Annotated in this window: 23 protein-coding genes and 1 riboswitch; of the genes, 22 read left to right on the forward strand and 1 reads right to left on the reverse strand. The window is 58.4% G+C overall.

What is annotated here, in order from left to right:
- Positions 1 to 12 precede the first annotated feature (12 nt).
- The gene (locus tag FIV46_RS07125) at positions 13 to 828 is read left to right on the forward strand and encodes a TIGR00282 family metallophosphoesterase (protein ID WP_139939869.1); all 816 of its coding nucleotides are present in this window, start codon (positions 13 to 15) and stop codon (positions 826 to 828) included.
- A gap of 68 nt (positions 829 to 896) precedes the next feature.
- Positions 897 to 1,054, forward strand: a riboswitch (FMN riboswitch).
- Positions 1,055 to 1,135: 81 nt separating this feature from the next.
- Complete coding sequence (locus tag FIV46_RS07130) at positions 1,136 to 1,615, forward strand: 6,7-dimethyl-8-ribityllumazine synthase (protein WP_139939871.1); 480 nt, start codon at positions 1,136 to 1,138, stop codon at positions 1,613 to 1,615.
- A 32-nt stretch (positions 1,616 to 1,647) separates the two neighbouring features.
- On the opposite strand, the gene FIV46_RS07135 is transcribed toward FIV46_RS07130, so the two are convergent.
- Positions 1,648 to 2,256 carry a 2-hydroxychromene-2-carboxylate isomerase gene (locus FIV46_RS07135; protein WP_139939873.1) on the reverse strand — a complete coding sequence of 203 codons (609 nt, stop codon included), beginning with the start codon at positions 2,254 to 2,256 and terminating at the stop codon, positions 1,648 to 1,650.
- 251 nt (positions 2,257 to 2,507) lie between these two features.
- Between FIV46_RS07135 and FIV46_RS07140 the strand changes: the two genes are divergently transcribed.
- From FIV46_RS07140 to FIV46_RS07235, 20 genes are all read left to right on the forward strand, one after another.
- Entirely contained in the window at positions 2,508 to 3,257 is a 750-nt protein-coding gene (locus tag FIV46_RS07140; RefSeq protein WP_139939875.1) for a YebC/PmpR family DNA-binding transcriptional regulator, read from the forward strand.
- On the forward strand, positions 3,254 to 3,841 hold the full coding sequence (gene ruvC, locus FIV46_RS07145; RefSeq protein ID WP_219845953.1) for a crossover junction endodeoxyribonuclease RuvC: 588 nt from the start codon (positions 3,254 to 3,256) through the stop codon (positions 3,839 to 3,841). The genes FIV46_RS07140 and ruvC overlap by 4 nt, the downstream gene beginning before the upstream one ends.
- Entirely contained in the window at positions 3,838 to 4,467 is a 630-nt protein-coding gene (gene ruvA, locus FIV46_RS07150; RefSeq protein WP_139939876.1) for a Holliday junction branch migration protein RuvA, read from the forward strand. The genes ruvC and ruvA overlap by 4 nt, the downstream gene beginning before the upstream one ends.
- Positions 4,464 to 5,525, forward strand: coding sequence for a Holliday junction branch migration DNA helicase RuvB (gene ruvB, locus FIV46_RS07155; RefSeq protein ID WP_139939878.1), 1,062 nt, complete (start codon positions 4,464 to 4,466; stop codon positions 5,523 to 5,525). Before ruvA ends, ruvB begins: the two co-directional genes overlap by 4 nt.
- Complete coding sequence (gene ybgC / locus FIV46_RS07160) at positions 5,518 to 5,988, forward strand: tol-pal system-associated acyl-CoA thioesterase (protein ID WP_139939880.1); 471 nt, start codon at positions 5,518 to 5,520, stop codon at positions 5,986 to 5,988. Before ruvB ends, ybgC begins: the two co-directional genes overlap by 8 nt.
- Before the next feature lie 25 nt (positions 5,989 to 6,013).
- The gene (gene tolQ / locus FIV46_RS07165) at positions 6,014 to 6,730 is read left to right on the forward strand and encodes a protein TolQ (RefSeq protein ID WP_139939881.1); all 717 of its coding nucleotides are present in this window, start codon (positions 6,014 to 6,016) and stop codon (positions 6,728 to 6,730) included.
- The gene (gene tolR, locus FIV46_RS07170; protein ID WP_246056881.1) at positions 6,730 to 7,173 is read left to right on the forward strand and encodes a protein TolR; all 444 of its coding nucleotides are present in this window, start codon (positions 6,730 to 6,732) and stop codon (positions 7,171 to 7,173) included. The genes tolQ and tolR overlap by 1 nt, the downstream gene beginning before the upstream one ends.
- A 12-nt stretch (positions 7,174 to 7,185) precedes the next feature.
- Positions 7,186 to 8,019, forward strand: a complete 834-nt coding sequence (locus FIV46_RS07175) for a hypothetical protein (RefSeq protein WP_139939883.1) — start codon at positions 7,186 to 7,188, stop codon at positions 8,017 to 8,019.
- Positions 8,020 to 9,381 (forward strand): Tol-Pal system beta propeller repeat protein TolB, encoded by a 1,362-nt coding sequence (gene tolB / locus FIV46_RS07180; protein WP_139939885.1) that lies wholly within the window; start codon positions 8,020 to 8,022, stop codon positions 9,379 to 9,381.
- A 166-nt stretch (positions 9,382 to 9,547) separates the two neighbouring features.
- Entirely contained in the window at positions 9,548 to 10,087 is a 540-nt protein-coding gene (gene pal / locus FIV46_RS07185) for a peptidoglycan-associated lipoprotein Pal (protein ID WP_219845957.1), read from the forward strand.
- 94 nt (positions 10,088 to 10,181) lie between these two features.
- Entirely contained in the window at positions 10,182 to 11,048 is an 867-nt protein-coding gene (gene ybgF, locus FIV46_RS07190; protein ID WP_181163096.1) for a tol-pal system protein YbgF, read from the forward strand.
- Between the two features lie 15 nt (positions 11,049 to 11,063).
- On the forward strand, positions 11,064 to 12,383 hold the full coding sequence (gene tilS / locus FIV46_RS07195; RefSeq protein WP_139939889.1) for a tRNA lysidine(34) synthetase TilS: 1,320 nt from the start codon (positions 11,064 to 11,066) through the stop codon (positions 12,381 to 12,383).
- 132 nt (positions 12,384 to 12,515) lie between these two features.
- Positions 12,516 to 14,441, forward strand: coding sequence for an ATP-dependent zinc metalloprotease FtsH (gene ftsH, locus FIV46_RS07200; protein WP_139939891.1), 1,926 nt, complete (start codon positions 12,516 to 12,518; stop codon positions 14,439 to 14,441).
- Positions 14,442 to 14,462: 21 nt separating this feature from the next.
- Complete coding sequence (folP, locus tag FIV46_RS07205) at positions 14,463 to 15,560, forward strand: dihydropteroate synthase (RefSeq protein ID WP_139939893.1); 1,098 nt, start codon at positions 14,463 to 14,465, stop codon at positions 15,558 to 15,560.
- 169 nt (positions 15,561 to 15,729) lie between these two features.
- Complete coding sequence (gene glmM, locus FIV46_RS07210; RefSeq protein ID WP_139939895.1) at positions 15,730 to 17,091, forward strand: phosphoglucosamine mutase; 1,362 nt, start codon at positions 15,730 to 15,732, stop codon at positions 17,089 to 17,091.
- 2 nt (positions 17,092 to 17,093) lie between these two features.
- Entirely contained in the window at positions 17,094 to 17,924 is an 831-nt protein-coding gene (thiD, locus tag FIV46_RS07215; RefSeq protein ID WP_219845959.1) for a bifunctional hydroxymethylpyrimidine kinase/phosphomethylpyrimidine kinase, read from the forward strand.
- A 77-nt stretch (positions 17,925 to 18,001) separates the two neighbouring features.
- Positions 18,002 to 20,353 carry a M1 family metallopeptidase gene (locus tag FIV46_RS07220; protein WP_181163097.1) on the forward strand — a complete coding sequence of 784 codons (2,352 nt, stop codon included), beginning with the start codon at positions 18,002 to 18,004 and terminating at the stop codon, positions 20,351 to 20,353.
- On the forward strand, positions 20,353 to 20,859 hold the full coding sequence (locus FIV46_RS07225) for a DUF6702 family protein (protein WP_139939897.1): 507 nt from the start codon (positions 20,353 to 20,355) through the stop codon (positions 20,857 to 20,859). Before FIV46_RS07220 ends, FIV46_RS07225 begins: the two co-directional genes overlap by 1 nt.
- Before the next feature lie 56 nt (positions 20,860 to 20,915).
- On the forward strand, positions 20,916 to 22,091 hold the full coding sequence (locus FIV46_RS07230; protein ID WP_139939899.1) for a serine hydrolase domain-containing protein: 1,176 nt from the start codon (positions 20,916 to 20,918) through the stop codon (positions 22,089 to 22,091).
- Positions 22,092 to 22,361: 270 nt separating this feature from the next.
- Positions 22,362 to 23,510 (forward strand): phosphoserine transaminase, encoded by a 1,149-nt coding sequence (locus tag FIV46_RS07235; protein WP_139939901.1) that lies wholly within the window; start codon positions 22,362 to 22,364, stop codon positions 23,508 to 23,510.
- Positions 23,511 to 23,540 lie beyond the last annotated feature (30 nt).

A 23,540-nucleotide genomic window follows, 5' to 3' on the forward strand; every position in this document is an offset into this window, starting at 1 on the left:
GAAAGGCGATTTGTGAGAGTTTTATACCTGGGTGATATTGTCGGCCGCTCCGGCCGCACGCTGGTGCTGGAAAAGGTGCCCGAACTGCGCGAGCAGCTGAAACTGGACCTGGTGGTGGTCAATGGCGAGAATGCCGCCTCCGGTTTCGGCATCACCCGCAAGATCTGCGACCAGCTGCTGGAGATCGGTGTCGACGCCATCACCACCGGCAACCATGTCTGGGACCAGAAAGAAACCGCCCAGTTCATCAGCCAGGAAAAACGCCTGATCCGCCCCATCAATTTCCCCAAGGGTACGCCCGGCATCGGCGCCGGACTGTACGAGGTCTCCCGCGGGCGCACGGCGCTGGTGATCAACGCCATGGGCCGCATTTTCATGGACCCGCTGGACGACCCTTTTGCCTGTGTCGAGGCGGAACTCAGCAAGCACCGGCTCGGCCACACCGTCAGCTTCATCCTGGTCGATATCCACTGCGAGGCCACCTCGGAAAAAATGGCCATGGGCCACTTCTGTGACGGCCGGGTCTCCTTTGTGGTTGGTTCGCACAGTCACGTGCCCACTGCCGACGCCCAGATTCTCGAGGGCGGCACCGCCTATCAGACCGATGCCGGCATGTGCGGCGATTATAATTCGGTAATCGGCATGGACAAGGAAGAGCCGCTGCAGCGCTTTACCCGCAAGATGGTCGCCGGCCGCTTCACGCCGGCCATGGGCGAAGGCACCCTGTGCGGCGTGTTTGTGGAGACTGACGATCGCACCGGCCTCGCCAAACGGATCGAGCCCCTGCGCCTTGGCGCGAGATTGCATGAGAGCATGCCTGAGCTTTAGGCCAGATTTGTAATATCGACATTCCCGGTTGCTTTTGCTAGCCTGAAGCCAGCTCCGCATGGTGCGGAGCGAGTTCTCAGGGCGGGGTGGAATTCCCCACCGGCGGTGAGGGGCTCAGGCCTCAAGCCCGCGAGCGCCATCTGCCTGTGGTTTATCGCAGATGGGTCAAGCAGATTCGGTGAAACTCCGAAGCCGACGGTCATAGTCCGGATGGAAGAGAGCGAAAGCAGAAAACGGTGCGTGTCTGCGCCCGTTCCTATTTTCGTACGCCTTGGTTCTGTTTTCTTGAATTGAAAAGGAGCAAACCATGGATAAATTATCCCCCAATACCCCGGCAACGCGAAAGGTTGCCTTCATCAAGGCCCGCTGGCATGCCGATATTGTCGACCGTTGCCATGACAGCTGCGCCGCATTTTTCGGTGAACATGCCGGTCAGGCGGTTGATCTGGAGATTTTCGAAGTGCCCGGCGCCTTCGAAATTCCTCTGTTGGCCCAGGATCTGGCCGAGAGCGGCGCGTATGACGCGGTGATTGCCTCGGCCTTCGTGGTCAACGGCGGCATCTACCGCCATGACTTTGTCGCGGCGGCGGTCATTGACGGTCTGATGCGGGTTCAGCTGGACAGCGGCGTACCCGTCTTGTCGGCAGTTCTCACCCCCCATAACTTTCATGAAACGGAGGAGCATCGTCAGTTCTTCCGTGATCATTTCGTGATCAAGGGCCGGGAAGTGGCCGAGGCCTGCCTTGCCATGCTCGACGTGAGGAACGGGCTGGTCACAGCGGCCTGACTTAATGGAAGGCGGCTGAAAGGCCGCCTTTTTTAATGGTTCGCCACCCACTCCAGCGCCTGCTCCAGCCGGTCGTCGCCCCAGAACAGTTCCCCGTCCGGGGTCGTGAAGCTGGGGGCGCCAAAGACGCCTTTTGCGATGGCTTCGTCCATATTGTCCTTCAGGGCCTGTTTGATGTCCGGGGTTGTGGCCCGGTCAAGAAGCGCCGGAGCTTCAAGCCCCATCTCTTCAAGGATAGCGGTAATCACCTCCGGATCGGAAATGCATTTGTCGGCGGTCCATTCCGCCCGGTAAACCCGGCGGCTGAAATCGGCTCGCGGCCCGTCGTCCGGCAGGCAGAGCGCCACACGGGCGGCAAGCACACTATGCTGGGGCAGTTCATTGGCCACGGGAATGCGGAACGGCAGGCCGTAGCGTTCGGCCAGGCGCTCCATATCCCGCCACATGTAATCACCCTTAACCTTGTAAATCTTGAACGGGGAACTGTTCCAGCCCTGCGCATGGAAAATGGGGCCAAGCAGGAACGGCCGCCAGTTGACAGTGACGCCCTTTTTCCGGGCCAGGGGTTCGATACGCTCCGCCGCCAGATAGCTGTAGGTGGAGGCGAATTCATACCAGAAGTCGAGAGTGTGTTTTTCCATCTCCGAACTCTAGAGCCCGTATGGGAAGAACGCAAGGGCATGAAACGGAAGGGGGAATATCAAAAATGAATGGCGTGCGAGGCAGGCAGGGACCATCACAAGGTTCTGGCATATCCAGGATTTCTGCATTTCCCTGTTCACAAAAGAGACTCGGTGAAGTACAAGGGGGAAAACCTAATTTCCGGCGGCCGGTTTCCATGCCGCGCTGCCCCACTGAAGAAGACCAGTAGACGTAAGAAAGAAGTGGACTCATGGCAGGTCATTCCAAGTTCAAAAATATCATGCACCGCAAGGGTGCGCAGGACAAAAAACGTTCCTCCCTGTTCAGCAAGCTGAGCAAGGAAATCACTGTCGCCGCCAAGATGGGCGGGGTCGATATCGATTCCAACCCGCGCCTGCGGCTGGCGGTGAAAAACGCCCAGTCCAACAGTATGCCGAAGGACAATATCCAGCGCGCCATTAACAAATCCCAGGGCGGTGAGGGCGATGATTACGAGGAGATCCGTTACGAAGGCTTCGGCCCGGGCGGCATCGCCATTATCGTTGAAGCGCTGACCGACAACCGCAACCGCGCGGCCAGCGAAATCCGCACCGCCTTCGCCAAGAACGGCGGCAACATGGGCGAAAGCGGCAGCGTCTCCTACCAGTTCGACAAGGTCGGCGAGATTATTTTTGACTCTTCCGTCATGGATGCGGACAGCATGTTCGAAGCGGCTCTTGAAGCCGGCGCCGAGGATGTGGCGTCCGATGATGAAACCCATGAAATCTATTGTGCCATGGAAGACCTCAACACGGTCAGCACCGCGCTTGAGGAAGCCGTGGGCAGCGAACCGAAATCTTCCAAGCTGATCTGGAAACCCCAGAACACTATCGAGGTGAGCGAGGAAGACGCGCAGAAGCTGATGAAAATGCTGGATGTGATGGACGATCTGGATGACGTGCAGAATGTCTATGGCAACTATGAAATTTCCGATGAAATCCTGGAGAAGCTGAACGGGTGAACAAAAGGCAACGTCTGATCGGGCTTGATCCCGGATTGCGCAAGACCGGCTGGGGCATCATAGAGGTGGAGGGCAGCCGCCTGATCCATGTGGCCAACGGCATTGTGCATTCAGACGCTTCCTGTTCGCTTGCCGAGCGTCTGGTACAGCTTTATGACGGCCTGACGTCAGTCATTGCCGACTGGGAGCCCCATTCCGCGGCTGTCGAGGAAACTTTCGTCAACAAGAATCCGACCTCGACCCTGAAACTGGGCCAGGCCCGGGGCGTGGTGTTGCTGGTGCCGGCCATGGCCGGCATTCCGGTGGCCGAATATACCCCCAACCATATCAAGAAATCGGTGGTCGGATCGGGCCATGCGGCCAAGGAACAGGTCCATGCCATGATCGGTGTGCTGCTGCCCGGGGTCAAGGTCAATGGCGAAGACGCCGGCGACGCCCTGTCGGTGGCCATCTGTCATGCCCATAACGGCGGCGGGCACCGCTCGCTCCATTCTACCATGAGTAAAAAGAAAAACCCGCTGGAGGAGGCGCTCAACGCCCCGCCCGGCGCGCAGATTATTGTACCGGGGAGACGGCAGAGGTGATAGCCAAGTTACGGGGACTATTGGACAGTACGGGGGAGGACTGGTGTGTAATTGATGTGAACGGGGTCGGCTATCTGGTGTTTTGTTCCGGGCGCACCCTCAACCATCTCTCGACCATGGGCGAGACCGTGTCCCTGATGATCGACACCCATGTGCGTGAAGATCATATCCATCTCTATGGCTTTGTCAGCGAGCTGGAGCGGGACTGGTTCCGCCTGTTGCAGACGGTGCAGGGCGTGGGCGCCAAGGTGGCGCTGGCGATCCTGTCGGTGGCCGGGCCCGACGAACTGACCCAGTCCATCGCCGCCCAGGACAAGACCACGGTGGCGCGGGCCAGCGGCGTGGGACCCAAAGTGGCGACCCGCATCGTCAATGAACTGAAGGACAAGGTGGCCAAATTCGCCATGGCGCCGGTGCAACTGGGGGCCAAGGGCGATGGGGCGGCGGCAACTGCGTCGTCGCCGGAAACGGCCGGGGAGATCCAGGATGCGGTTTCCGCCCTGGTCCATCTGGGGTATAAACAGGCGGATGCCTATGTGGCGGTCAGCACCGTGGCCCGCCAGCTGGGCGAGGAGGCCGATGTGAAGAAACTGATCCGGCTCGGCCTTAAGGAGTTGAGTCAATGAGTGAAGATGAGGGCAGGCTGGTGAGCGGCACTGCCCGCACCGAAGATGAATTCGACAGCACCATCCGGCCGACCCGGCTGGCGGAATTCATCGGCCAGCGCAAAGCCTGCGAAAACCTGGAAATCTTCATCCAGGCCGCCCGCACCCGCGGCGACGCCCTGGACCATGTGCTGTTTTACGGCCCGCCGGGGCTCGGCAAGACCACGCTGGCGCAGATCATGGCCCGGGAGCTCGGGGTCAATTTCCGCGCCACCTCCGGCCCGGTGATTTCCAAGGCCGGCGACCTGGCGGCGCTGCTGACCAACCTGGAAGAAAACGATATCCTGTTTATTGATGAAATCCACCGGCTCAATCCGGCGGTGGAGGAAATCCTCTATCCGGCCATGGAAGATTATCATCTCGATCTGATCATCGGCGAGGGGCCGGCGGCCCGCTCGGTGCGGATCGACCTGCCGCCCTTCACCCTGGTCGGGGCGACCACCCGCTCCGGGCTGCTGACCACGCCGCTCCGGGATCGTTTTGGCATTCCCACCCGGCTGGAATTTTACGGGCCGGAAGACCTGGAAAAAATCGTCAGCCGTGCGGCCCGGGTACTGGGCGTGGAAATGACCAAAAAAGGCGCATTGGAAGTGGCCAAGCGGGCGCGTGGGACGCCGCGTATCGCCGGGCGTCTGCTGCGCCGGGTGCGTGACTTTGCCCTGGTGGCCGGCAGCGGCGCAGTAGATGAAAAGATTGCCGACCAGGCCTTGAACCGCATGGAGGTGGATGCGGCCGGGCTCGATGCCATGGACCACCGTTACCTCACCTGTATCGGTGTCAATTACGGCGGCGGGCCGGTGGGGATCGAGACCCTGGCTGCGGCTCTGTCCGAACCGCGCGACGCCATTGAAGAGATTATCGAGCCTTACCTGATCCAGATCGGCTTCGTGCAGCGTACCCCGCGGGGGCGCATGCTGTCACCGGCGGCCTTTGCCCATATCGGCCTTGATGTGCCGAAGTCGGCGGGTGCGGCCCAGTTCACCCTGCCCGACATTAACGATGAAGGGGACGATGACTGAAATTTCGCCACAATTGGACAATAGTCTTTCTGAAAGCCTGGCCGGCAGGCTGGATCAGGGCGTCCATATCCTGCCGGTCCGGGTCTACTACGAAGATACCGACGCGGGAGGGATCGTCTATTACGCCAATTACCTGAAATATCTGGAACGGGGCCGCTCCGACATGCTCAGGCTCCTTGGGGTCGACCAGATGGGCATGCTGGCCTTTGAACAGGATGATGATGTCCAGTTTGTGGTGCGCCGGGCGGAAGTGGACTATATCAGCCCGGCCCGCCTCGATGAGGTGCTGACGGTCAGGACGGTGATCGAAAAGGCCGGAGGCGCCAGCCTCATCATGGGGCAGAAGATTTACCGGGGTGAAGATCTCCTGGTTTCCGCCGTGATCAAGGCGGGGGTATTAGGTAAGGCAGGCAGGCCGGTACGCCTGCCGGAAAAGATAAAGAAACTGATTGAACATATTTAATTTATTCCGGGGTTAGGACGTAAGTATGGAACAGAATGCAGTGGAAGCGGTGGAACTGGGCGGCAATATTCCCGATTTCTCCCTATGGGGCATGTTCGCCCAGGCGGACTGGATTGTTCAGGCGGTCATGATCATCCTGCTGCTGTCTTCAGTCTGGTGTTGGGCGATTATTGTTGACAAGGTGCGCCGCATTCGCCGCATCAGCGCCCAGGCAGACCAGTTTGATGCGGAATTCTGGTCCGGCAATTCCCTCGAGGACCTGTTTGACCGGGTGCGGCGCAATCCCGACCATCCCATGGCCATGCTGTTTGTGGCGGCCATGAAGGAATGGCAGCGCTCCGTGTCCGGCACCGGCAAAATCGCCATGGGGGTCCAGGACCGGCTCTACCGGGTCATGCGGGTGACCGTGAGCCGGGAAATGGAAGGCCTGGAAAGCTATCTCAGTTTCCTCGCCACCGTTGGTTCCACAGCGCCCTTCGTCGGCCTGTTCGGCACCGTCTGGGGCATCATGAACAGTTTCCAGTCCATCGCCGTGTCCCATAACTCTTCCCTTGCCGTGGTCGCGCCCGGCATCGCCGAGGCCCTGTTCGCCACGGCCATGGGCCTGGTGGCGGCAATCCCGGCGGTGGTGGGATACAACAAGATTTCCAGCGACCTGGGCCGTTATGCCAACCGTCTGGACAGCTTCGCCGATGAGTTCGGCACCATCCTGTCCCGCCAGCTTGACGAGGAGGAGCATTAATGGCCGGGCCTATGAACCATCAGCCGCACCATCACCGCAGCGGTTTTCGCCGCCGCCATCGGGCCATGAGCGAGATTAACGTCACGCCCTTTGTGGATGTGATGCTGGTGCTTCTGGTGGTGTTCATGGTGGCCGCGCCGCTGCTGACCGTCGGTGTGCCGATCGACCTGCCCAGCTCCCAGGCCAAGCCGCTGCCGGAAAATACCAAGCCCCTGTCCATCACCATCGACAAGGAAGGCAAGATTTATCTTCAGGACGAGGAAGTCCGCCTTTCCGAGCTGGTGCCGCGCCTCAAGGTGATTTTCGAAAACCGGACCGATGACCGCATCTATGTCCACGGCGACCAAGCGGTGGACTATGGCACCGTGATGAAGGTGATGGGGGTGATGAATGCGGCCGGCTATTCCCGCGTCGCCCTCGTGACCGATACGCTTGATCAGTAGCCGGGAGAGAACGTGCGCGACGCTTTGATCATATCCGGTCTGATGCACGTGATGCTGATTGTGGTGGCCGTTGTCGGCCTGCCGGCGCTCAGAGACGAAACGCAGACGGAAATGACCATCATTCCGGTGGAAATGGTCAAGATTGGCGAGGAGCAGAAGCTGAAGATCGAGCCGCCCAAGGCAGAGAAAAAGGCCGAGGAGAAGAAGGAAGAGAAGAAAAAACCGACCCGCAAGGTGGAAATGCCGCCGGAACCGCCGAAAATGGCCTCCGACATGCCCCTGCCGGATGTGAAACAGAAACCGGCGACAAAACCAGAAAAGAAACCTGAACCGCAGCAGGTGGCGACACGTGCGCCCAAGGTGACCCCAAAGGCCAAACCGCGTCCGCCGAGCCGGTTCCAGATTTCAAAAGTGGCAGCCTTGCTGGACAAGCGGCAGGAAGAGGAAAAGTCCATCGGCGATATCCTGGAGGAAAAAGGCTATGACCAGCCGCAGCCGATGACCCAGATCGAGATTGAACAGCAGATGATGACCCTCGGGCAGGCGGTGGCAAAACAGATTTATGACCGCAAATGCTGGAATGTGCCGGCCGGCGCCCGGGATGCGGAAAACCTGTTGATTATCGTGCAGGTCTGGCTCCGGCCGGACGGCACAATGGCCAGGCCGCCTGAAGTGAAGGACCAGGGGCGCATGAACCAGCCGGGCCAGGAATTTTACCGCACGGCAGCGGAAAGCGCCCTCCGGGCGGTGCGTAAATGCGTACCTTATGAACTGCCCAAGGAAAAATATGAACTGTGGCGGGAAATGGAATTGTATTTCGACCCGAAAGAGTTCCTGACCGGTTAAATGGAAACGAATGGAGAAAGTCGCGTGAAGTTTGTACAACTGGTATTTCTGTCTGTATTCAGCCTTATCCTGGCCGTGAGCAGCGCCCATGCGGTGCTCCGGGTGGATATTACCAAGGGACATGCGGATCCACTGCCCATTGCCATCAAGGATCTGGAAGGGGACGGACGCCAGCTCAATACCGGCGGTACCGTTAATGATATCGGCCAGAATATCGCCCGGGTGGTCAGTGCCGACCTGGAACGCTCCGGCCTGTTCCGCACCATCGACCGGGCCGCTTTCTTCAGGGAAGTGCCGGGCAGCCGGCCCAAATTCCCCAACTGGCGCTCCATCGGCGCCCAGGCCCTGGTCACCGGTCAGGTGTCCCTGCAGGAAGACGGCCGGGTGAAGGTGGAATTCCGCCTGTGGGATGTGCTCGCCAGCGGCCAGATGATCGGCCTGCGCTACTATACCACGCCGCAGAACTGGCGCCGCATCGCCCATATGATGGCGGATGCGATCTATAAACGGCTGACCGGGGAAAGCGGTTACTTTGACACCCGCATTGTCTATGTGTCGGAAAGCGGCCTGCAGACCAACCGCGTCAAGCGGCTGGCGATCATGGACCAGGACGGCTATAACCATAAATTCCTCACCGACGGCAAACATATGGCGCTGACCCCGCGGTTTTCTCCGACGGCGCAGGAAATCACTTATTTGTCCTATTTCAACGATAACCCGCGGGTCTATCTCTACAATATCGATACCGGCAAGCAGGAACTGCTGGGCGATTTCCCGGGCATGACCTTTGCGCCGCGCTTTTCGCCGGACGGCAACAAGGTGATCATGTCCCAGGCCCAGAAAGGCAACTCGGACATTTATGTGATGGAACTCAGGACCCGCAAGGTGACGCGCCTGACCAGCCACTCGGCCATTGATACCTCGCCGAGCTATTCGCCGGACGGCCGCCAGATTACCTTCAACTCCGACCGTGGCGGCAGCCAGCAGATCTACGTCATGGATGCCAACGGCAAGAATATTCACCGTATCAGCTTCGGCAAGGGCCGCTACGGGACGCCGGTCTGGTCGCCGCGCGGGGACCTGATTGCCTTTACCAAGATCTACCAGGGCCGTTTCTATATCGGCGTCATGCGTCCGGACGGCTCCGGCGAGCGCCTGCTCACGGAAAGTTTCCTTGACGAGGGGCCGACCTGGTCGCCTAATGGGCGCGTCCTGATGTTTTTCCGCCAGCAACCCTATGACAAAAACGGCAGGGGGGGAGAAACCCAGGTCTGGTCAGTGGACCTGACGGGGTACAACGAACGGCAGATTATAACGCCATTGGATGCGTCAGACCCTGCATGGTCCCCCTTGATTAGATGAACGGGTCTGCTATAGTTGCCATAATTTGGCTGCAAGACGTATGTTAAAGACTGAAACATACGTAAAATAAAGAAGTTTTCGACTGTGCCAGTTCTTGATATAATTGGGGATCGGCAATAACTTGGTTGGTAAAAATATTTTAATATAAGCGTGGAAGGACCGCTAGATGCTGAAAAAATTAATTGGCGCGAAATACTGGATGGTTATTGGTGCAGTGCTGCTGGTCAGTGCCTGTGCCGGTAAAGAGGAACCTGTTGAAACTACTCCTGCCCCTGCGGAAGAGGAACAGCCTGCTGTTGAACAGGCACCGACTGAAGGCGTTCAGGTTGAACCTGAGGAAGTCGGCCCGACACCGGGCTCCCAGGAAGACTTGGATCAAACTGCCGGCGCTCTGGTTTATTTCGGTTTCGACCGCTATGACCTGACGGCTGACGCCCGCTCGGTCCTGCAGTCACAGGCTCGCTGGATCATTGACAACAATGCGTCTGTCACCATCGAAGGTCACTGCGACGAACGCGGTACCCGCGAATACAACCTTGCGCTCGGCGATCGTCGCGCAACGGCTGTGAAAAACTACCTGGTGGCTCTCGGCGTTAGCGCCTCCCAGATCCGTACCGTCAGCTACGGCAAGGAACGTCCGGCTGTGAGCGGTTCCGGTGAATCCGTTTGGGCACAGAACCGTCGCGGATATACTCGCGTAGAATAACAAGACTTATGTAAAGGGTACCCGCGCGGTCTGGATGGTCTGCGCGGGTATTTTTGTATCGTCACCGCAATCGGGCGTCCCGTGGGAGAAAAGAATGATCACGAATTTGAAAAAAACATCAGGGATCGGGCTTGTTTCAGCGATTTTGATTGCCGGCGCAATGATACATTCTCCGGTCCGGGCCGAGAGCCTGCAAAAGAAAGTGGAAATCCTGGAGAAGGAACTGCGTGCGGTTCAGCGCAAGGTTTTTCAGCCGGGCAGCTATTTTGACGGTGGCGAGGCTTCCGGCGGCCAAGCCCCCGCGACGGCGGCGCCGAGTGGCCCGCTGTTGGCGGATATGGAAGCCCGGGTCAGCCAGATCGAAACCCAGATGCGACAGCTCACCGGCCAGGTGGAGGAAACCAACTATCGCCTCACTCAGCTGGCGAACCGGCTGGATACCCTGGTCAAGGATTATGAATTCCGGCTGTCCGAACTGGAAAAAGGCGGGGCAGGTGGCGCGCCTTCTGTTCAGACTCCGGCACCGGTGGAGAGCGGTGCACCGGCGGTGAGCGCCGATGAGCCGGCCCTGCCCCTGGGCACGGAAAAACAACAGTATGATTATGCCTATAGCCTGGTCACCAAAGGGGATTACAGCCGGGCGGAACGGACCCTGCAGGCCTTTTTGCAGCAGCATCCGGACCATGAGCTGGCGGGGAACGCCAAATACTGGCTCGGCCAGACCTATTATGTGCGCGGCATGTATACGGACGCCACCCGCACCTTTCTCGAAGGCTACAAGGATTATCCGGAAAGCCAGAAGGCGCCCGGTTTCCTGCTGAAAATCGGCATGTCACTGGCGGCGATGGGCGAAAAAGGCGATGCCTGTGAAGCCTTCCGCGAGCTTTCCGCCCGCTTTCCCGACAGTACGGAGAACAAGACCCGCCGTCCTGCCGAGGAAAAAAAGGCAGGCTGCCAGTAAAATTTCGGAGGCCGCATGGACGAGGCCCTGACCACGGAACAATTTGATCTTCTGATGCGCGACCTGCCGGGGATGGACCTGGCAGATGAGACTGTTGCTGTCGCCGTTTCCGGCGGGGCGGACAGTATGGCGCTGGCACTGTTGCTGGCCGACTGGTGCCGAGGCCGCGGCGTGAAGCTGGTTGCCCTGAGTGTCAATCATGGTCTCCGCCCCGAGGCGTCGGCGGAATGCGAACAGGTGCACGACTGGCTGACGGCCCGGCAGATTGCCCATGAAACACTGACCTGGTCAAAGGAAATCCCGGCCAGCAGCATCCAGGAACAGGCCCGTAAAATCCGTTATGAACTTCTGGGCGCCCGATGCGTTGAACTGGGGGTGAAGCATTTGTTCCTGGCCCATCATCAGGATGACCAGGCGGAAACTTTCCTGCTGCGTCTGGCCCGGGGCAGCGGCGTCGATGGTCTGGCGGCCATGCGCAAGACGGCCGCCTTTCCCTTCAAACCCGGGCCGATTGCGTCGGAACAGCTTCCCCTGTTATGCCGGCCGCTTCTGGACTGCAGCAAGCAGCAACTTGTGGATTATCTGACGTCATGCGGCCAGGCGTGGATCGAGGATCCCAGCAACCGGGACCTGAAACACAATCGGGTTCAGGTCAGGGGGGTCCTCGCCCATACCACCATCACCGGCCTGACGGCCGCCCGCTTGGCGGAGACGGCAGGGCGCATGCAGGCTGTGCAGGATCTCTTGGAGCGCATGACCGGTGAGCTCGAGGAAAAGGCTGTGCGCCTTGAGCCGCTTGGCTATGCCCTGATTGATGTTGCCGAACTTCTGGCTGCGGAGCGGGAAATTGCACTCCGCCTGCTGGCCCGCCTGCTGAAGATCATTTCCGGCGCCGAGTTTCCGCCCCGGTTTGAAAAAACCTGCAATCTTTATAACCGGCTGGCGGCCGGCAACGGTGTGGACCAGACCATTGGCGGGTGCCGGGCGGTCCTGCTGCCGGGGGGCAGCCTTCTGCTCTTCCGGGAAGAGGCGGCGATCATTGAGCGGAGAGAGGTTTCTGCCGGGGAACAACTCCTGTGGGACGGGCGGTTTCAGATTGCGGTCCCGGTTGCGGGACAAGTAGGGAAACTGGGGCAGGAGGGCTGGTTCACCCTGGTGCGCGAAAGGCCTAAACTGAAACAGAATGCGGTCCTGAAATATGTCGGTCCGACGCTGCCGCACTTGAAATCGGCGGCCGGCAAACAGCTGTTGCCCCTGCTTCTGACTGGCGAGGAAAACAGCGCTTTTGAAGCGGTTTTTCATCTGCCGGCGGACAATTTTGCTGAAATGAGATAAAAAACAGCTTATTCTCGATAAAATCGCAACGCTATGACTTGTCTTGGCCATAATCAGGCTTATCTTAGATGAGACAAGTTTTCGTAGGCGCCCCGGCGCCGGTCTTTTTATGGAAAGTGATACGTTATAAATATGGGACGCAATCTGGCATTTTGGGCAATTATCCTGATCCTGCTCATGGTTTTATATAATGCATTTAATCCCGGCACGAGCATGCAGGGCCGCTCGACCGAGATGGCATTTTCCGATTTTCTCAACAGCGTGGAATCCGGACAGGTTAAGCAGGTGGTGATCCAGGGACGGTCTATCAAGGGTACCGATACCAATGATACGACCTTTTATACCTACGCCCCTGAAGATCCGAACCTGGTGCAGACCCTGCGCAGCAAAGGTGTTCGGATTGTCGCCGAGCCGGAAGAGGGTAGTCCCTTCTGGAGCATTGTGCTGAGCTGGTTGCCGATGATTATCCTGATCGGGGTGTGGATTTTCTTCATGCGCCAGATGCAGGGCAACAGCGGCAAGGCCATGGGATTCGGAAAGTCCAAGGCAAAGCTGCTGACCGAACGCCAGGGGCGGGTCACCTTCGACGATGTGGCCGGTATTGACGAGGCCAAGGAAGAACTTGAGGAAATCGTCGAGTTCCTGAAAGACCCGCAGAAATTCCAGCGCTTGGGCGGTTCTATCCCCAAAGGCGCGCTGCTGGTGGGCCCGCCGGGTACCGGTAAAACCCTGCTGGCCCGCGCCATTGCCGGTGAGGCCAATGTGCCTTTCTTCACCATTTCCGGTTCCGACTTCGTTGAAATGTTTGTCGGTGTGGGCGCCAGCCGTGTCCGGGACATGTTCGACCAGGCCAAGAAAAACGCCCCGTGTATCATCTTCATTGACGAGATCGATGCGGTCGGTCGTCACCGCGGCGCTGGCCTCGGCGGCGGCAACGACGAACGCGAACAGACTCTCAACCAGTTGCTGGTGGAGATGGACGGTTTTGAATCCAATGAAGGAATCATCCTGATTGCCGCCACCAACCGTCCTGACGTGCTTGACCCGGCGCTGCTGCGCCCCGGTCGTTTCGACCGTCAGGTTGTGGTGCCGAACCCGGATATCCTGGGGCGTGAAAAAATTCTTAAAGTTCACATGCGCAAGGTGCCGCTGGCGGCCGATGTGGATACCCGGGTGATTGCCCGCGGTACGCCTGGCTTCTCCGGTGCTGACCTCGCCAACCTGGTGAACGAGGCGGCCTTGCTGGCCGCCCGCAAGGGCAAGCGCGTGGTCTCCATGGCCGATTTTGAATCCGCCAAGGACAAGGTGATGATGGGGGCCGAGCGCCGTTCCATGGTCATGTCCGAGGACGAGAAAAAACTCACCGCCTATCATGAAGGCGGCCATGCCCTGGTGACGCTGCATTGTCCGGCGTCCGATCCGATCCACAAGGCCACCATCATCCCGCGCGGTCGCGCGCTGGGTATGGTGATGCGTCTGCCGGAACGGGACCAGCTGTCCATGAGTCGGGAAAAAATGCATGCCGACCTGGCCGTGGCCATGGGGGGGCGCGTGGCCGAGGAACTGATCTTCGGTTATGACAAGGTAACCTCCGGTGCTTCCTCTGACATTTCCCACGCCACCAAGATGGCCCGCGCCATGGTGACCAAATGGGGCATGAGCGACAAGCTTGGCCCGCTGGAATATGGCGAGAACCAGGAAGAGGTCTTCCTCGGCCATTCCGTTGCCCAGACCCAGAATGTGTCCGCCGCGACCGCCAAGATTATTGACGAGGAAATCCGGCGCATCGTTGATGAGGCGCACGCCAAGGCGACCAAGATCCTGACTGACAATATCGATGACCTCCATACCCTGGCCAAGGCGCTTCTGGAATATGAAACCCTGTCCGGTGACGAGATCAAGGACCTGCTCGCCGGCAAGGATATTCACCGCGAGGAATATAAGGATGACGCCGGTCCGGGCGCTTCTGCGACCGGTTCCGTACCGTCTTCCGGCACTGCCGAAAAGAAAAAAGGCGGTGAAGGTCCGATCGATGCCGATCCGGTTCCCGAGAGCTGAGCAGGCTGTCGGGGAGGGAGCATGACATCACGTAAATTCTATCTGCAGCCCCTGGGAATTCTCAGGGGCTCTGTTTCTTCTGAAGCCGTTGATCAGGGCAGGGCCCTGCCGCTGGCCGGCGGCCCGCTGGCCTTCACCATGGTTATGCTTGTGGAACGCACCGACACGGGGAAGCTTCGTCGAAGCTTCGTATCGGTCGCCGAGTTTGATGATTTTGTCGCAGGTTATTCCCCGGACGTTGCGGAAAACCTTGTTCACCAGAAACAGAAACTGACGAGTGTCCGCCCCGCGTTGCGCTTGCCCGGCGGCCGTATTCTCGACTGGCAGCGCCCTCTCGTTCAGGGCATCCTGAATGTCACACCCGACAGCTTTTCTGACGGCGGTCGCCATAACCGCCTCGACGATGCCCTGGCCCATGCGCAACAGATGCTGGAGCAGGGGGCGGATATCATTGATATCGGCGGGGAAAGCACCCGCCCCGGGGCAGAGACTGTATCGATAGAGGAAGAGCTCGAACGCGTCCTGCCGGTTATTGACGGACTGAAGGGGACGCAGGCGATCGTTTCCCTGGATACCCGCAACGCCCCTGTGATGCGGGCCGGGCTTGCGGCCGGTGTGCATATCATCAACGATGTGAGCGCGCTCAGCCATGACCCGGACTCACTTGAAGTCATGCAGGAAAGCGAGGCGCCGATCATCCTGATGCATGCCCAGGGGACGCCGCAGACCATGCAGCAGGACCCGGTCTATGACGATGTGTTGCTCGATGTGTTTGATTACCTGGAACAACGGCTCGATTTTTGCGAGCAGAATGGCATTGCCCGGGAACGCTTGATTGTCGATCCGGGGATCGGTTTTGGCAAAACCGTGGAGCATAATGCGGAACTGCTGCAGGGGCTGGCCCTGTTTCACAGCCTCGGGGTGCCGGTGCTGCTGGGGGCGTCCCGCAAAAGGTTCATTGCCGCCATGTCCCGCGATGAAGCGGCAATGGGGCGGCTCGGCGGATCCCTGGGAGCTGCGCAACTGGCCTGGGACAATGCGGTCCAGGTCGTCAGGGTGCATGATGTTCCTGAAACAGTACAATTGCTTGATGTCTGGCTGTATACGAGTAAAATGTGAGATCTGTACTTTTGTGGCGCTAACACAAAACTAGTCGGATCGTCTTATTTTAATCTTATTTATAATGGTTAATAAGCTCCTGTTGAAAATGTATTAACCATTGCATGATAGTGCTTGTTAATAAGTTGTTTAAAAACTGTATTTGTCTACAAAATAGAAGATAAGAAAAATGGCGCGCAAATATTTCGGTACGGACGGCATTCGCGGCAAAGCGAATGAAGGGAACATGACCGCAGAGGTGGCAACCCGGGTAGGGATGGCCGCCGGCAAACATTTCACAAGGGGAAACCATAAACACCGGGTCGTGATCGGCAAGGACACGCGCCTGTCCGGTTATATGCTGGAACCGGCGCTGGCCGCAGGCTTCCTGTCCATGGGCATGGATGTGATCATGGTCGGTCCGATGCCGACCCCGGCTGTGGCGATGATGACCCGTTCCCTGCGGGCCGACCTTGGCGTGATGATTTCCGCCTCCCATAATCCCTATCAGGATAACGGCCTGAAGCTGTTCGGCCCTGACGGCCACAAGCTGTCAGACGAGATTGAACTGGAAATCGAGCGGCGCATGGACAACGGCTACGCCGACCATCTGGTGCCGTCGGAAAAACTGGGCCGGGCCCAGCGCCTGGAGAATGCGGTCGGCCGTTACATCGAATTTGCCAAAAATACCTTCCCCAAGAACCTGCGCCTTGACGGCCTGAAAATTGTTGTCGATTGCGCCAACGGCGCCGCCTATCGCTCTGCACCCAGCGTGCTCTGGGAGCTGGGGGCCGAGGTCGTTGCTGTCGGGGTCAATCCCAACGGCACCAACATCAACGAGAAATGCGGCTCCACGGCTCCGCAGCTGATGTGTGAGCAGGTCGTGACCCATGGCGCCGACATCGGTATTGCCCTGGACGGCGATGCGGACCGGCTGATCGTCTGTGACGAACATGGCACGATCATCGATGGTGACCAGTTGCTGGCCACCATCGCCCAGTACTGGCAGGTTGCGGACAAGCTGCGCGGCGGCTCCGTTGTCGCCACCATCATGTCCAACCTGGGGCTCGAGAAATACCTGAACCGGATCGGCCTCGACCTGATGCGGACCAAGGTGGGCGACCGTTATGTGGTGGAAGCCATGCGGAATCACGGCCTGAACCTGGGTGGTGAACAGTCCGGCCATATTGTTCTCAGCGATTTCAATACCACCGGCGACGGCCTGATTGCCGCATTGCAGATCCTGGCGGTGCTGGTGAAAAACGGCAAACCGGTCAGCGAAATCTGCAACCTGTTTGAACCCTATCCCCAGCTTCTCAAGAATGCCCGTTACGCCGATGGCACCAACCCGCTGGAAACCCCGCAGGTCAAGGAAGCCATTCGCGAGGGCGAGGAACGCCTCAACGGCACCGGCCGGGTGGTGATCCGCAAGTCCGGCACCGAACCCGTGATCCGGGTGATGGCGGAAGGCGAGGACGAGAAACTTGTGTCCGACGTTGTAGATGATATTGTAGCCACTGTTGAGAATTCTGCGGAAGAAACAGCGGCCTGAGAGTGCAACACAGATCTGACGAAAACAGCATAAACGGCAAGGTCCTGAGCATTGCCGGTTCCGACCCCAGCGGCGGCGCCGGCATCCAGGCCGATATCAAAGCCATTTCCGCCATGGGCGCCTATGCCATGGCGGCCATTACGTCCCTGACCGTACAGAACACCCTTGGCGTGACCCGCGCCGTCCCGGTTGAAGCAGAGCTTGTCCGGGACCAGGTACTGGCCTGCCTCGGGGATATTGGCGCTGACGCGATCAAAAGCGGCATGCTGTTCGATGAAAAGATTATTTCCGTTGTCACCGATGTGCTGAAAACAGCCGGCCGGGGCATCCCCTATGTGCTGGATCCGGTGATGGTTTCCACCAGCGGCCATGCTTTGCTGGAGCCGCAGGCGCAGAAGGCCCTGATCGAACATCTGGTGCCGCTGGCCACCCTGATCACCCCCAACATCCCCGAAGCCCGGGCGCTGACCGGCATGGCGGCGATCGGGACGGTGGAGCAGATGCAGGACGCGGCGGAAAAAATCCTCGGCCTTGGTGCCGGTGCGGTCCTGCTGAAAGGGGGGCATGGGAGCGGCGATACCCTGATCGATCTCTTGGTGACAGCTAACGACATGGTACGGTTTGACAGTCAGCGAATTGATACTCCGCATACTCATGGGACCGGCTGTACCCTGGCCTCGGCCATTGCCGCCGGCCTGGCTCAGAACATGCCGCTGGAGGCCGCCGTGAGCCGGGCGCGGGACTATGTCCATCAGGCTATTTTGCGGGCGCCCGGGTTCGGCGGGGGACATGGGCCGCTAAATCATCTTGTATCCCCAAATGTAAAAGGGTAGTTATAAGATAACGTTGTAAGGAAGAGATATAACTTTCTGGAAACCTGAATGGGGATAAATAGCAATACGGTGTATTTATGAATTTAAGAATTTTTCCTATGGCCCTGTTTTTCATCTGGGCTTCTTTTCTTTCTCTGACGCACGCCCAGACCATTGAACAGCTGAATGACTCTTTCCGGCAGCTGGACCCCTATCTGCCGACCGCCAACAGCTACCGCACCGCGTCCGGGGCGCCGGGCCATGCCTATTGGCAGCAGCAGGTGGATTACAAGATCGCCGTGGAACTGGATGACGATACGCAAAGCCTCGAGGGGCGGGAAACCATCACCTACCACAATAATTCCCCGGATGAACTGCGCTATCTGTGGCTGCAGCTGGACCAGAACCGTTTCGCCAAGGGGTCCATGGACCAGGAAACCCGCGCCGCCAAAGATCTGGACAAGTCGAGTTTCAAGGATTTCCACAGGGACGTTTATGAAAAGGACTTTGAAGGCGGCCACAAAGTCAAATTTGTCCGGGATGCCGCCGGCAATGACCTGCCTTATACCGTGGTGGAGACCATGATGCGGGTGGACTTGCGCGCCCCGCTGAAACCTGGGCAGACCCTGAAGCTGGATATCGCCTGGTCCTTCCGGATCTTTGACGGCACCATCATCAAGGCGCGCGGCGGCTACGAATATTTCAAGGAAGACGAAAACTATATCTATGAGGTGGCCCAGTGGTTCCCCCGGCTCGCCGCCTACAGCGATTACAACGGCTGGCACAACAAGCAATATCTCGGGGACGGGGAATTTACCCTTGAATTCGGTGACTATGATGTCGCCGTCACGGTGCCGGCCCATCATGTGGTGACGGCAACCGGCGTGTTGCAGAACCCCGCAGAGGTGTTGAGCGACCTGCAGCGAAAACGTCTTGAAAAAGCCCGGAAATCGGATCGCCCGGTTCATATCATCACCCCGGACGAGGCCCTGGCCAACCAGCACCAGCGCAGCAAGGAGACGAAGACCTGGCGCTTCAAGGCGGAAAATGTCCGCGATTTTGCCTTTGCCTCCTCCCGCAAGTTTATCTGGGACGCCATGGGATATAAACAGAAGGAAAACGGCGAGACGGTCATGGCCATGTCCTTCTATCCGGAAGAAGCCAACCCGCTGTGGGGGCTCTATTCCACCCATGCCGTGGCCCATACGCTGCAGGTCTATAACAAATATGCCCTGGTCTATCCCTATCCGGTGGCCATTTCCGTGCACGGGGCGGTGACCGGCGGCATGGAATATCCCATGATCAGCTTCAACGGCTACCGGCCGACCAAGCATGACGACGGCACCCGGACCTATGAGCGCAAGACCAAATACGGGCTGATCAGTGTGGTGATCCACGAGGTAGGCCACAATTATTTCCCGATGATCGTCAATTCCGATGAACGGCAGTGGACCTGGATGGACGAAGGCCTCAACACCTTCCTGCAGTATCTGGCGGAACAGGAATGGGAGCAGGACTATCCCTCCAGACGGGGCGAGCCCTACAAGATTGTCGACTTCATGAAAGGCGACAACCAGGTGCCGATCATGACCAATGCGGAATCCCTGCTGCAAAAGGGCAACAATGCCTATGCCAAGCCGGCGACGGCGCTCAACATCCTGCGCGAATCCATTCTTGGCCGGGAGCTGTTTGATTTTTCCTTCCGGGAATATTCCCGCCGCTGGCAGTTCAAGCGGCCGACTCCGGCCGATTTGTTCCGCACCATGGAGGATGCCTCCGGGGTGGACCTGGACTGGTTCTGGCGTGGCTGGTTCTATACCACCAACCATGTGGACATTTCGCTGGATAACGTGCGCCACCTGCATCTGGACACCAAGAATCCCGAGGTGGAGCAGGACTGGCTCCGCACGCAGGAGGAAAAACGCCCGGAAACCCTCAGTGAACAACGCAACAAGGACCTGCCCAAGCGCATAGACCGTTTCAAGGAACTCAGGGATTTCTACAATGAAAATGACGAGTACACGGTGACCAACCGCCAACGCAACAATTACCAGACCCTGCTCGGGGAACTGGAAGAGCACGAGCGTAAGCTTCTGGAGGAAAAGTCCCATATCTATATGCTGGACCTGACCAACAGGGGCGGCCTGGTGATGCCGGTCTATGCGGAAGTCACCTATGCCGACGGCAAGACCGAGGAATTCCGCTGGGCGGCGGAAATCTGGCGCAAGAACAACAAGCAGGTCAGCAAGATGATTCTCAGCGACAAGCCGATCGTCTCGGTGCAGCTGGATCCACGCCTGGAGACGGCAGACGTGGATACAACCAATAACAGCTTCCCGCGCAAAATCAGTGAGGACAGCCGCTTTGACCTGTTCAAAACCAAGAAGAAGCGCGACATGATGCGGGAAATGCGTGAACCGCTGGCAACCGGCGGAAAAGAGAAAAAATAATGCGTCGGCTGCTGCTTTCCCTGATAGCGATCTTGGTGCTGGTTTCCGGCGGCCAGGCGCTGGCGCACCGCTTTGCGGCCTCCTTCACCGTGGTACAACTGCGCGAAGACAAGGGCGCCATCCAGGTGACGCACCGGCTGTTCACCCATGATGTTGAGGATCTGATCCGTACCCACAGTGCCGTCGGGGGCGGGGAACTGACCGATGACAATATCTCGTCCTTCCTCAAGGACTATGTCGGCAGCAGTTTCGCCCTCTATGACGGGAACGGCGAACGCATCGACCTCAAATGGGTCGGCTATGAGTATACGGTGGAGGATATCCACGTCTACCAGGAGGTGCCCCTGCCGGACGGGCTGAAACAGATTGGCGTCATTGACCGGATATTGACGGAAACTTTTCCGGACCAGGTTAACCGGGTCAATATCGAAAAAAGCGATAAGGTCCAGACCCTGATCTTCCGCAAGGGCGACGGTCTTAAAATCGCCGACATTGACAGCAAGTAAAAGATAACAATAAAGCGCGCTCGGCGAAGCGTACGCCGGGACAAAAGAGCAAGGAAGTGGATGTGCGAAAGGGCGGATTGATCCTCCGGGTCTTGTTGGCGATCGGGTTTGCGACCGTGTGCCAGGCGGCGCCGGTGCCGCGCGACAAGCCGATCATTTTCGACCATGAAAACCTGCCCGAATTTGCCCGTTCCTTTGACCGGCTTTTCCAGCAGGAACTGGCCCGGGCCAATGTGCCGGGCGGCGCCTATGCCATCGTCAAGGGCGACAAGATCATCAGCATCCGCGGCTATGGCGTGCGGGAAATGGGCGGGAGTGCCCCGGTCGACGAACATACCGTATTCCGGCTGGCGTCGGTGTCCAAGACCTTTGCCGCCGGGCTCAGCATGAAACTGGTGCAGGAACATAAATTCTCGCTTGAAGATCATCTGGTGGCCTACATGCCGGAGTTTCGGTTCAAGACCGACCATCTGGCCGACCAGGTGCAGCTCAAGCATCTGTTGAGCCATTCGGCGGGCGTTATGCCCAATGCCTATGACAATATGCTGGAGGCCAATGTCCCGCTGCCGAAAATTGTCACCAGTTTCAACAAGGTGGATCCCATGTGTGATCCCGGACAATGTTACGGCTATCAGAATGTGCTGTATGGCCTGATCGGTCCGGTGATTGAAAAGACCACCCTGCATACTTATGAAGACCTGATCAACGACAGGATCTTCAAGCCGCTGGACATGGAAAATGCTTCGGTGGGGTTTGACGGCTATATGCACAGCAAAAACCGCGCCACCCCGCATGTGAGGACCCGAAAAGGCTGGCTCAAGTCCAGGGTCAAGCCAGCCTATTACGAGGTGTTGCCGGCGGCCGGGGTCAATGCCAGTGTGTCTGATATGGCCAGCTGGCTGATGGCCCAGCTCGGCCACCGGCCCGATGTATTGCCGCCGCAGGTGCTCAACAGTCTGCAGGAAAAGCGGATACGCACCAAGAAGGAGCTGCGCCGCCGGGACTGGCGCAGGTATTTGAAGGATGCCTACTATGGACTCGGCTGGCGCATTTATCAGTTTGGCAAGGAACAGCTGATCTACCACGGCGGCTGGGTTGCCGGCTTCCGGGCCGATGTGGCCTTTTCCCCGAAACGGGATGTGGGGCTGGTGATCCTGCTCAATGCGGAGTCCAATGTCATCAACAAGCTCAGCACCCGTTTCTGGTCGGAAATGATGAAAGATCCGATCTGAGTCTCTGTACACTTTACCGAGTCTGTGGCAATCCGCTTCCCGTATGGCGGTTAACGACTTGTTTCCGCAAAAAATTTTCGGTCCCTGTCCGGGATGACGAAATGACAGAAATCGGCCATTTATGGGACGTGAGGGAGAATAATCTTCGGTCTGTTGCACCTCTGTCGCAATTTCTTCACTTGACGCTGAACTTTCCATCTCTATATTCCGCTGTGGGCTATCCCTCCCCAACGAGGGACAGCTATTCTGGAAGGAATAGGAGATATATTTATGAAACCGGAAGTGAAACCAGCGAATCCGCTGTTTTCGTCAGGCCCCTGTGCAAAGCGCCCGGGCTGGACGTTGGACTCTCTCAAAGACGCCCCCCTGGGACGCTCTCACCGCGCCAAAATCGGCAAATCCAAACTGAAACAAGCAATCGACCGCACCGCCGAAATCCTCGGTGTGCCCGCCGACTATAAAGTCGGTATCGTGCCCGGCTCCGACACCGGCGCCGTTGAAATGGCGCTCTGGTCCATGCTTGGCGCCCGCGGCGTTGACATGCTGGCCTGGGAAAGTTTCGGTTCCGGTTGGGTTACCGATGTGACCAAACAGCTTAAACTTGATGACGTCCGTATTATGGAAGCCCCTTATGGCGAGCTCCCGGACCTCAGCAAAGTCGATCCCGCCCGCGATGTGGTCTTTACCTGGAACGGCACCACGTCCGGCGTGAAAGTGCCGAACGGTGACTGGATTTCCGATGATCGTGCCGGACTGACCATTTGTGACGCCACTTCTGCAGCCTTCGCCATGGATCTGCCATGGGAGAAACTGGACGTGGTCACCTTCAGCTGGCAGAAAGTGCTCGGCGGCGAAGGCGCCCACGGCGTGATCATCCTGTCACCCCGTGCGGTCGAACGGCTCGAAAGCTTTACCCCGAACCGGCCGCTGCCGAAAATCTTCCGCCTCACCAAGGGCGGCAAACTGATCGACGGCATCTTCACCGGTGCAACCATCAACACACCTTCCATGCTTTGCGTGGAGGACTATCTGGACGCCCTGAACTGGGCGGAAAGTGTCGGCGGACTTCAGGGCATGATCAAACGCTCCGAAGCCAATCTGGCCGTTCTCAGGGCCTGGGTTGAAAAGTCCGACAATGTGGCCTTTCTGGCCAAGGACCCTGCAACCGTGTCCAATACCTCTGTCTGTCTGAATATCACAGCGCCCTGGTTTACTGCGCTGTCAGAGGACGATCAGGCAGCCGCCGCCAAGAAAGTCGTGGCGCTGCTGGATGACGAAGGCGCTGCCTATGACATTGGTGCCTACCGCGATGCGCCGGCCGGCCTGCGCATCTGGGCAGGCTCCACCATCGAAACAGCTGACCTTGAGAAGCTGGTTCCCTGGGTGGAATGGGCGCTCGAGGAAGTCAAGGCTTCCTAAGTCTGACATGATGAACAGGCGGATGCCGCC

Source organism: Emcibacter nanhaiensis (genome assembly GCF_006385175.1).
Lineage (GTDB): Bacteria > Pseudomonadota > Alphaproteobacteria > Sphingomonadales > Emcibacteraceae > Emcibacter > Emcibacter nanhaiensis.

What these genes read in the sequence shown, in the direction of transcription:
- FIV46_RS07130 (WP_139939871.1), top strand. Translation starts at nt 1,136, where the DNA reads ATGGATAAATTATCCCCCAATACCCCGGCAACGCGAAAGGTTGCCTTC.
- ruvB (WP_139939878.1), top strand. Translation starts at nt 4,464, where the DNA reads ATGAGTGAAGATGAGGGCAGGCTGGTGAGCGGCACTGCCCGCACCGAA.
- folP (WP_139939893.1), top strand. Translation starts at nt 14,463, where the DNA reads ATGACATCACGTAAATTCTATCTGCAGCCCCTGGGAATTCTCAGGGGC.
- tolB (WP_139939885.1), top strand. Translation starts at nt 8,020, where the DNA reads ATGGAAACGAATGGAGAAAGTCGCGTGAAGTTTGTACAACTGGTATTT.
- tilS (WP_139939889.1), top strand. Translation starts at nt 11,064, where the DNA reads ATGGACGAGGCCCTGACCACGGAACAATTTGATCTTCTGATGCGCGAC.
- ybgF (WP_181163096.1), top strand. Translation starts at nt 10,182, where the DNA reads ATGATCACGAATTTGAAAAAAACATCAGGGATCGGGCTTGTTTCAGCG.
- FIV46_RS07140 (WP_139939875.1), top strand. Translation starts at nt 2,508, where the DNA reads ATGGCAGGTCATTCCAAGTTCAAAAATATCATGCACCGCAAGGGTGCG.
- FIV46_RS07235 (WP_139939901.1), top strand. Translation starts at nt 22,362, where the DNA reads ATGAAACCGGAAGTGAAACCAGCGAATCCGCTGTTTTCGTCAGGCCCC.
- ybgC (WP_139939880.1), top strand. Translation starts at nt 5,518, where the DNA reads ATGACTGAAATTTCGCCACAATTGGACAATAGTCTTTCTGAAAGCCTG.
- glmM (WP_139939895.1), top strand. Translation starts at nt 15,730, where the DNA reads ATGGCGCGCAAATATTTCGGTACGGACGGCATTCGCGGCAAAGCGAAT.
- ftsH (WP_139939891.1), top strand. Translation starts at nt 12,516, where the DNA reads ATGGGACGCAATCTGGCATTTTGGGCAATTATCCTGATCCTGCTCATG.
- FIV46_RS07135 (WP_139939873.1), bottom strand. Translation starts at nt 2,256, where the DNA reads ATGGAAAAACACACTCTCGACTTCTGGTATGAATTCGCCTCCACCTAC.
- tolR (WP_246056881.1), top strand. Translation starts at nt 6,730, where the DNA reads ATGGCCGGGCCTATGAACCATCAGCCGCACCATCACCGCAGCGGTTTT.
- FIV46_RS07225 (WP_139939897.1), top strand. Translation starts at nt 20,353, where the DNA reads ATGCGTCGGCTGCTGCTTTCCCTGATAGCGATCTTGGTGCTGGTTTCC.
- FIV46_RS07220 (WP_181163097.1), top strand. Translation starts at nt 18,002, where the DNA reads ATGAATTTAAGAATTTTTCCTATGGCCCTGTTTTTCATCTGGGCTTCT.
- pal (WP_219845957.1), top strand. Translation starts at nt 9,548, where the DNA reads ATGCTGAAAAAATTAATTGGCGCGAAATACTGGATGGTTATTGGTGCA.
- tolQ (WP_139939881.1), top strand. Translation starts at nt 6,014, where the DNA reads ATGGAACAGAATGCAGTGGAAGCGGTGGAACTGGGCGGCAATATTCCC.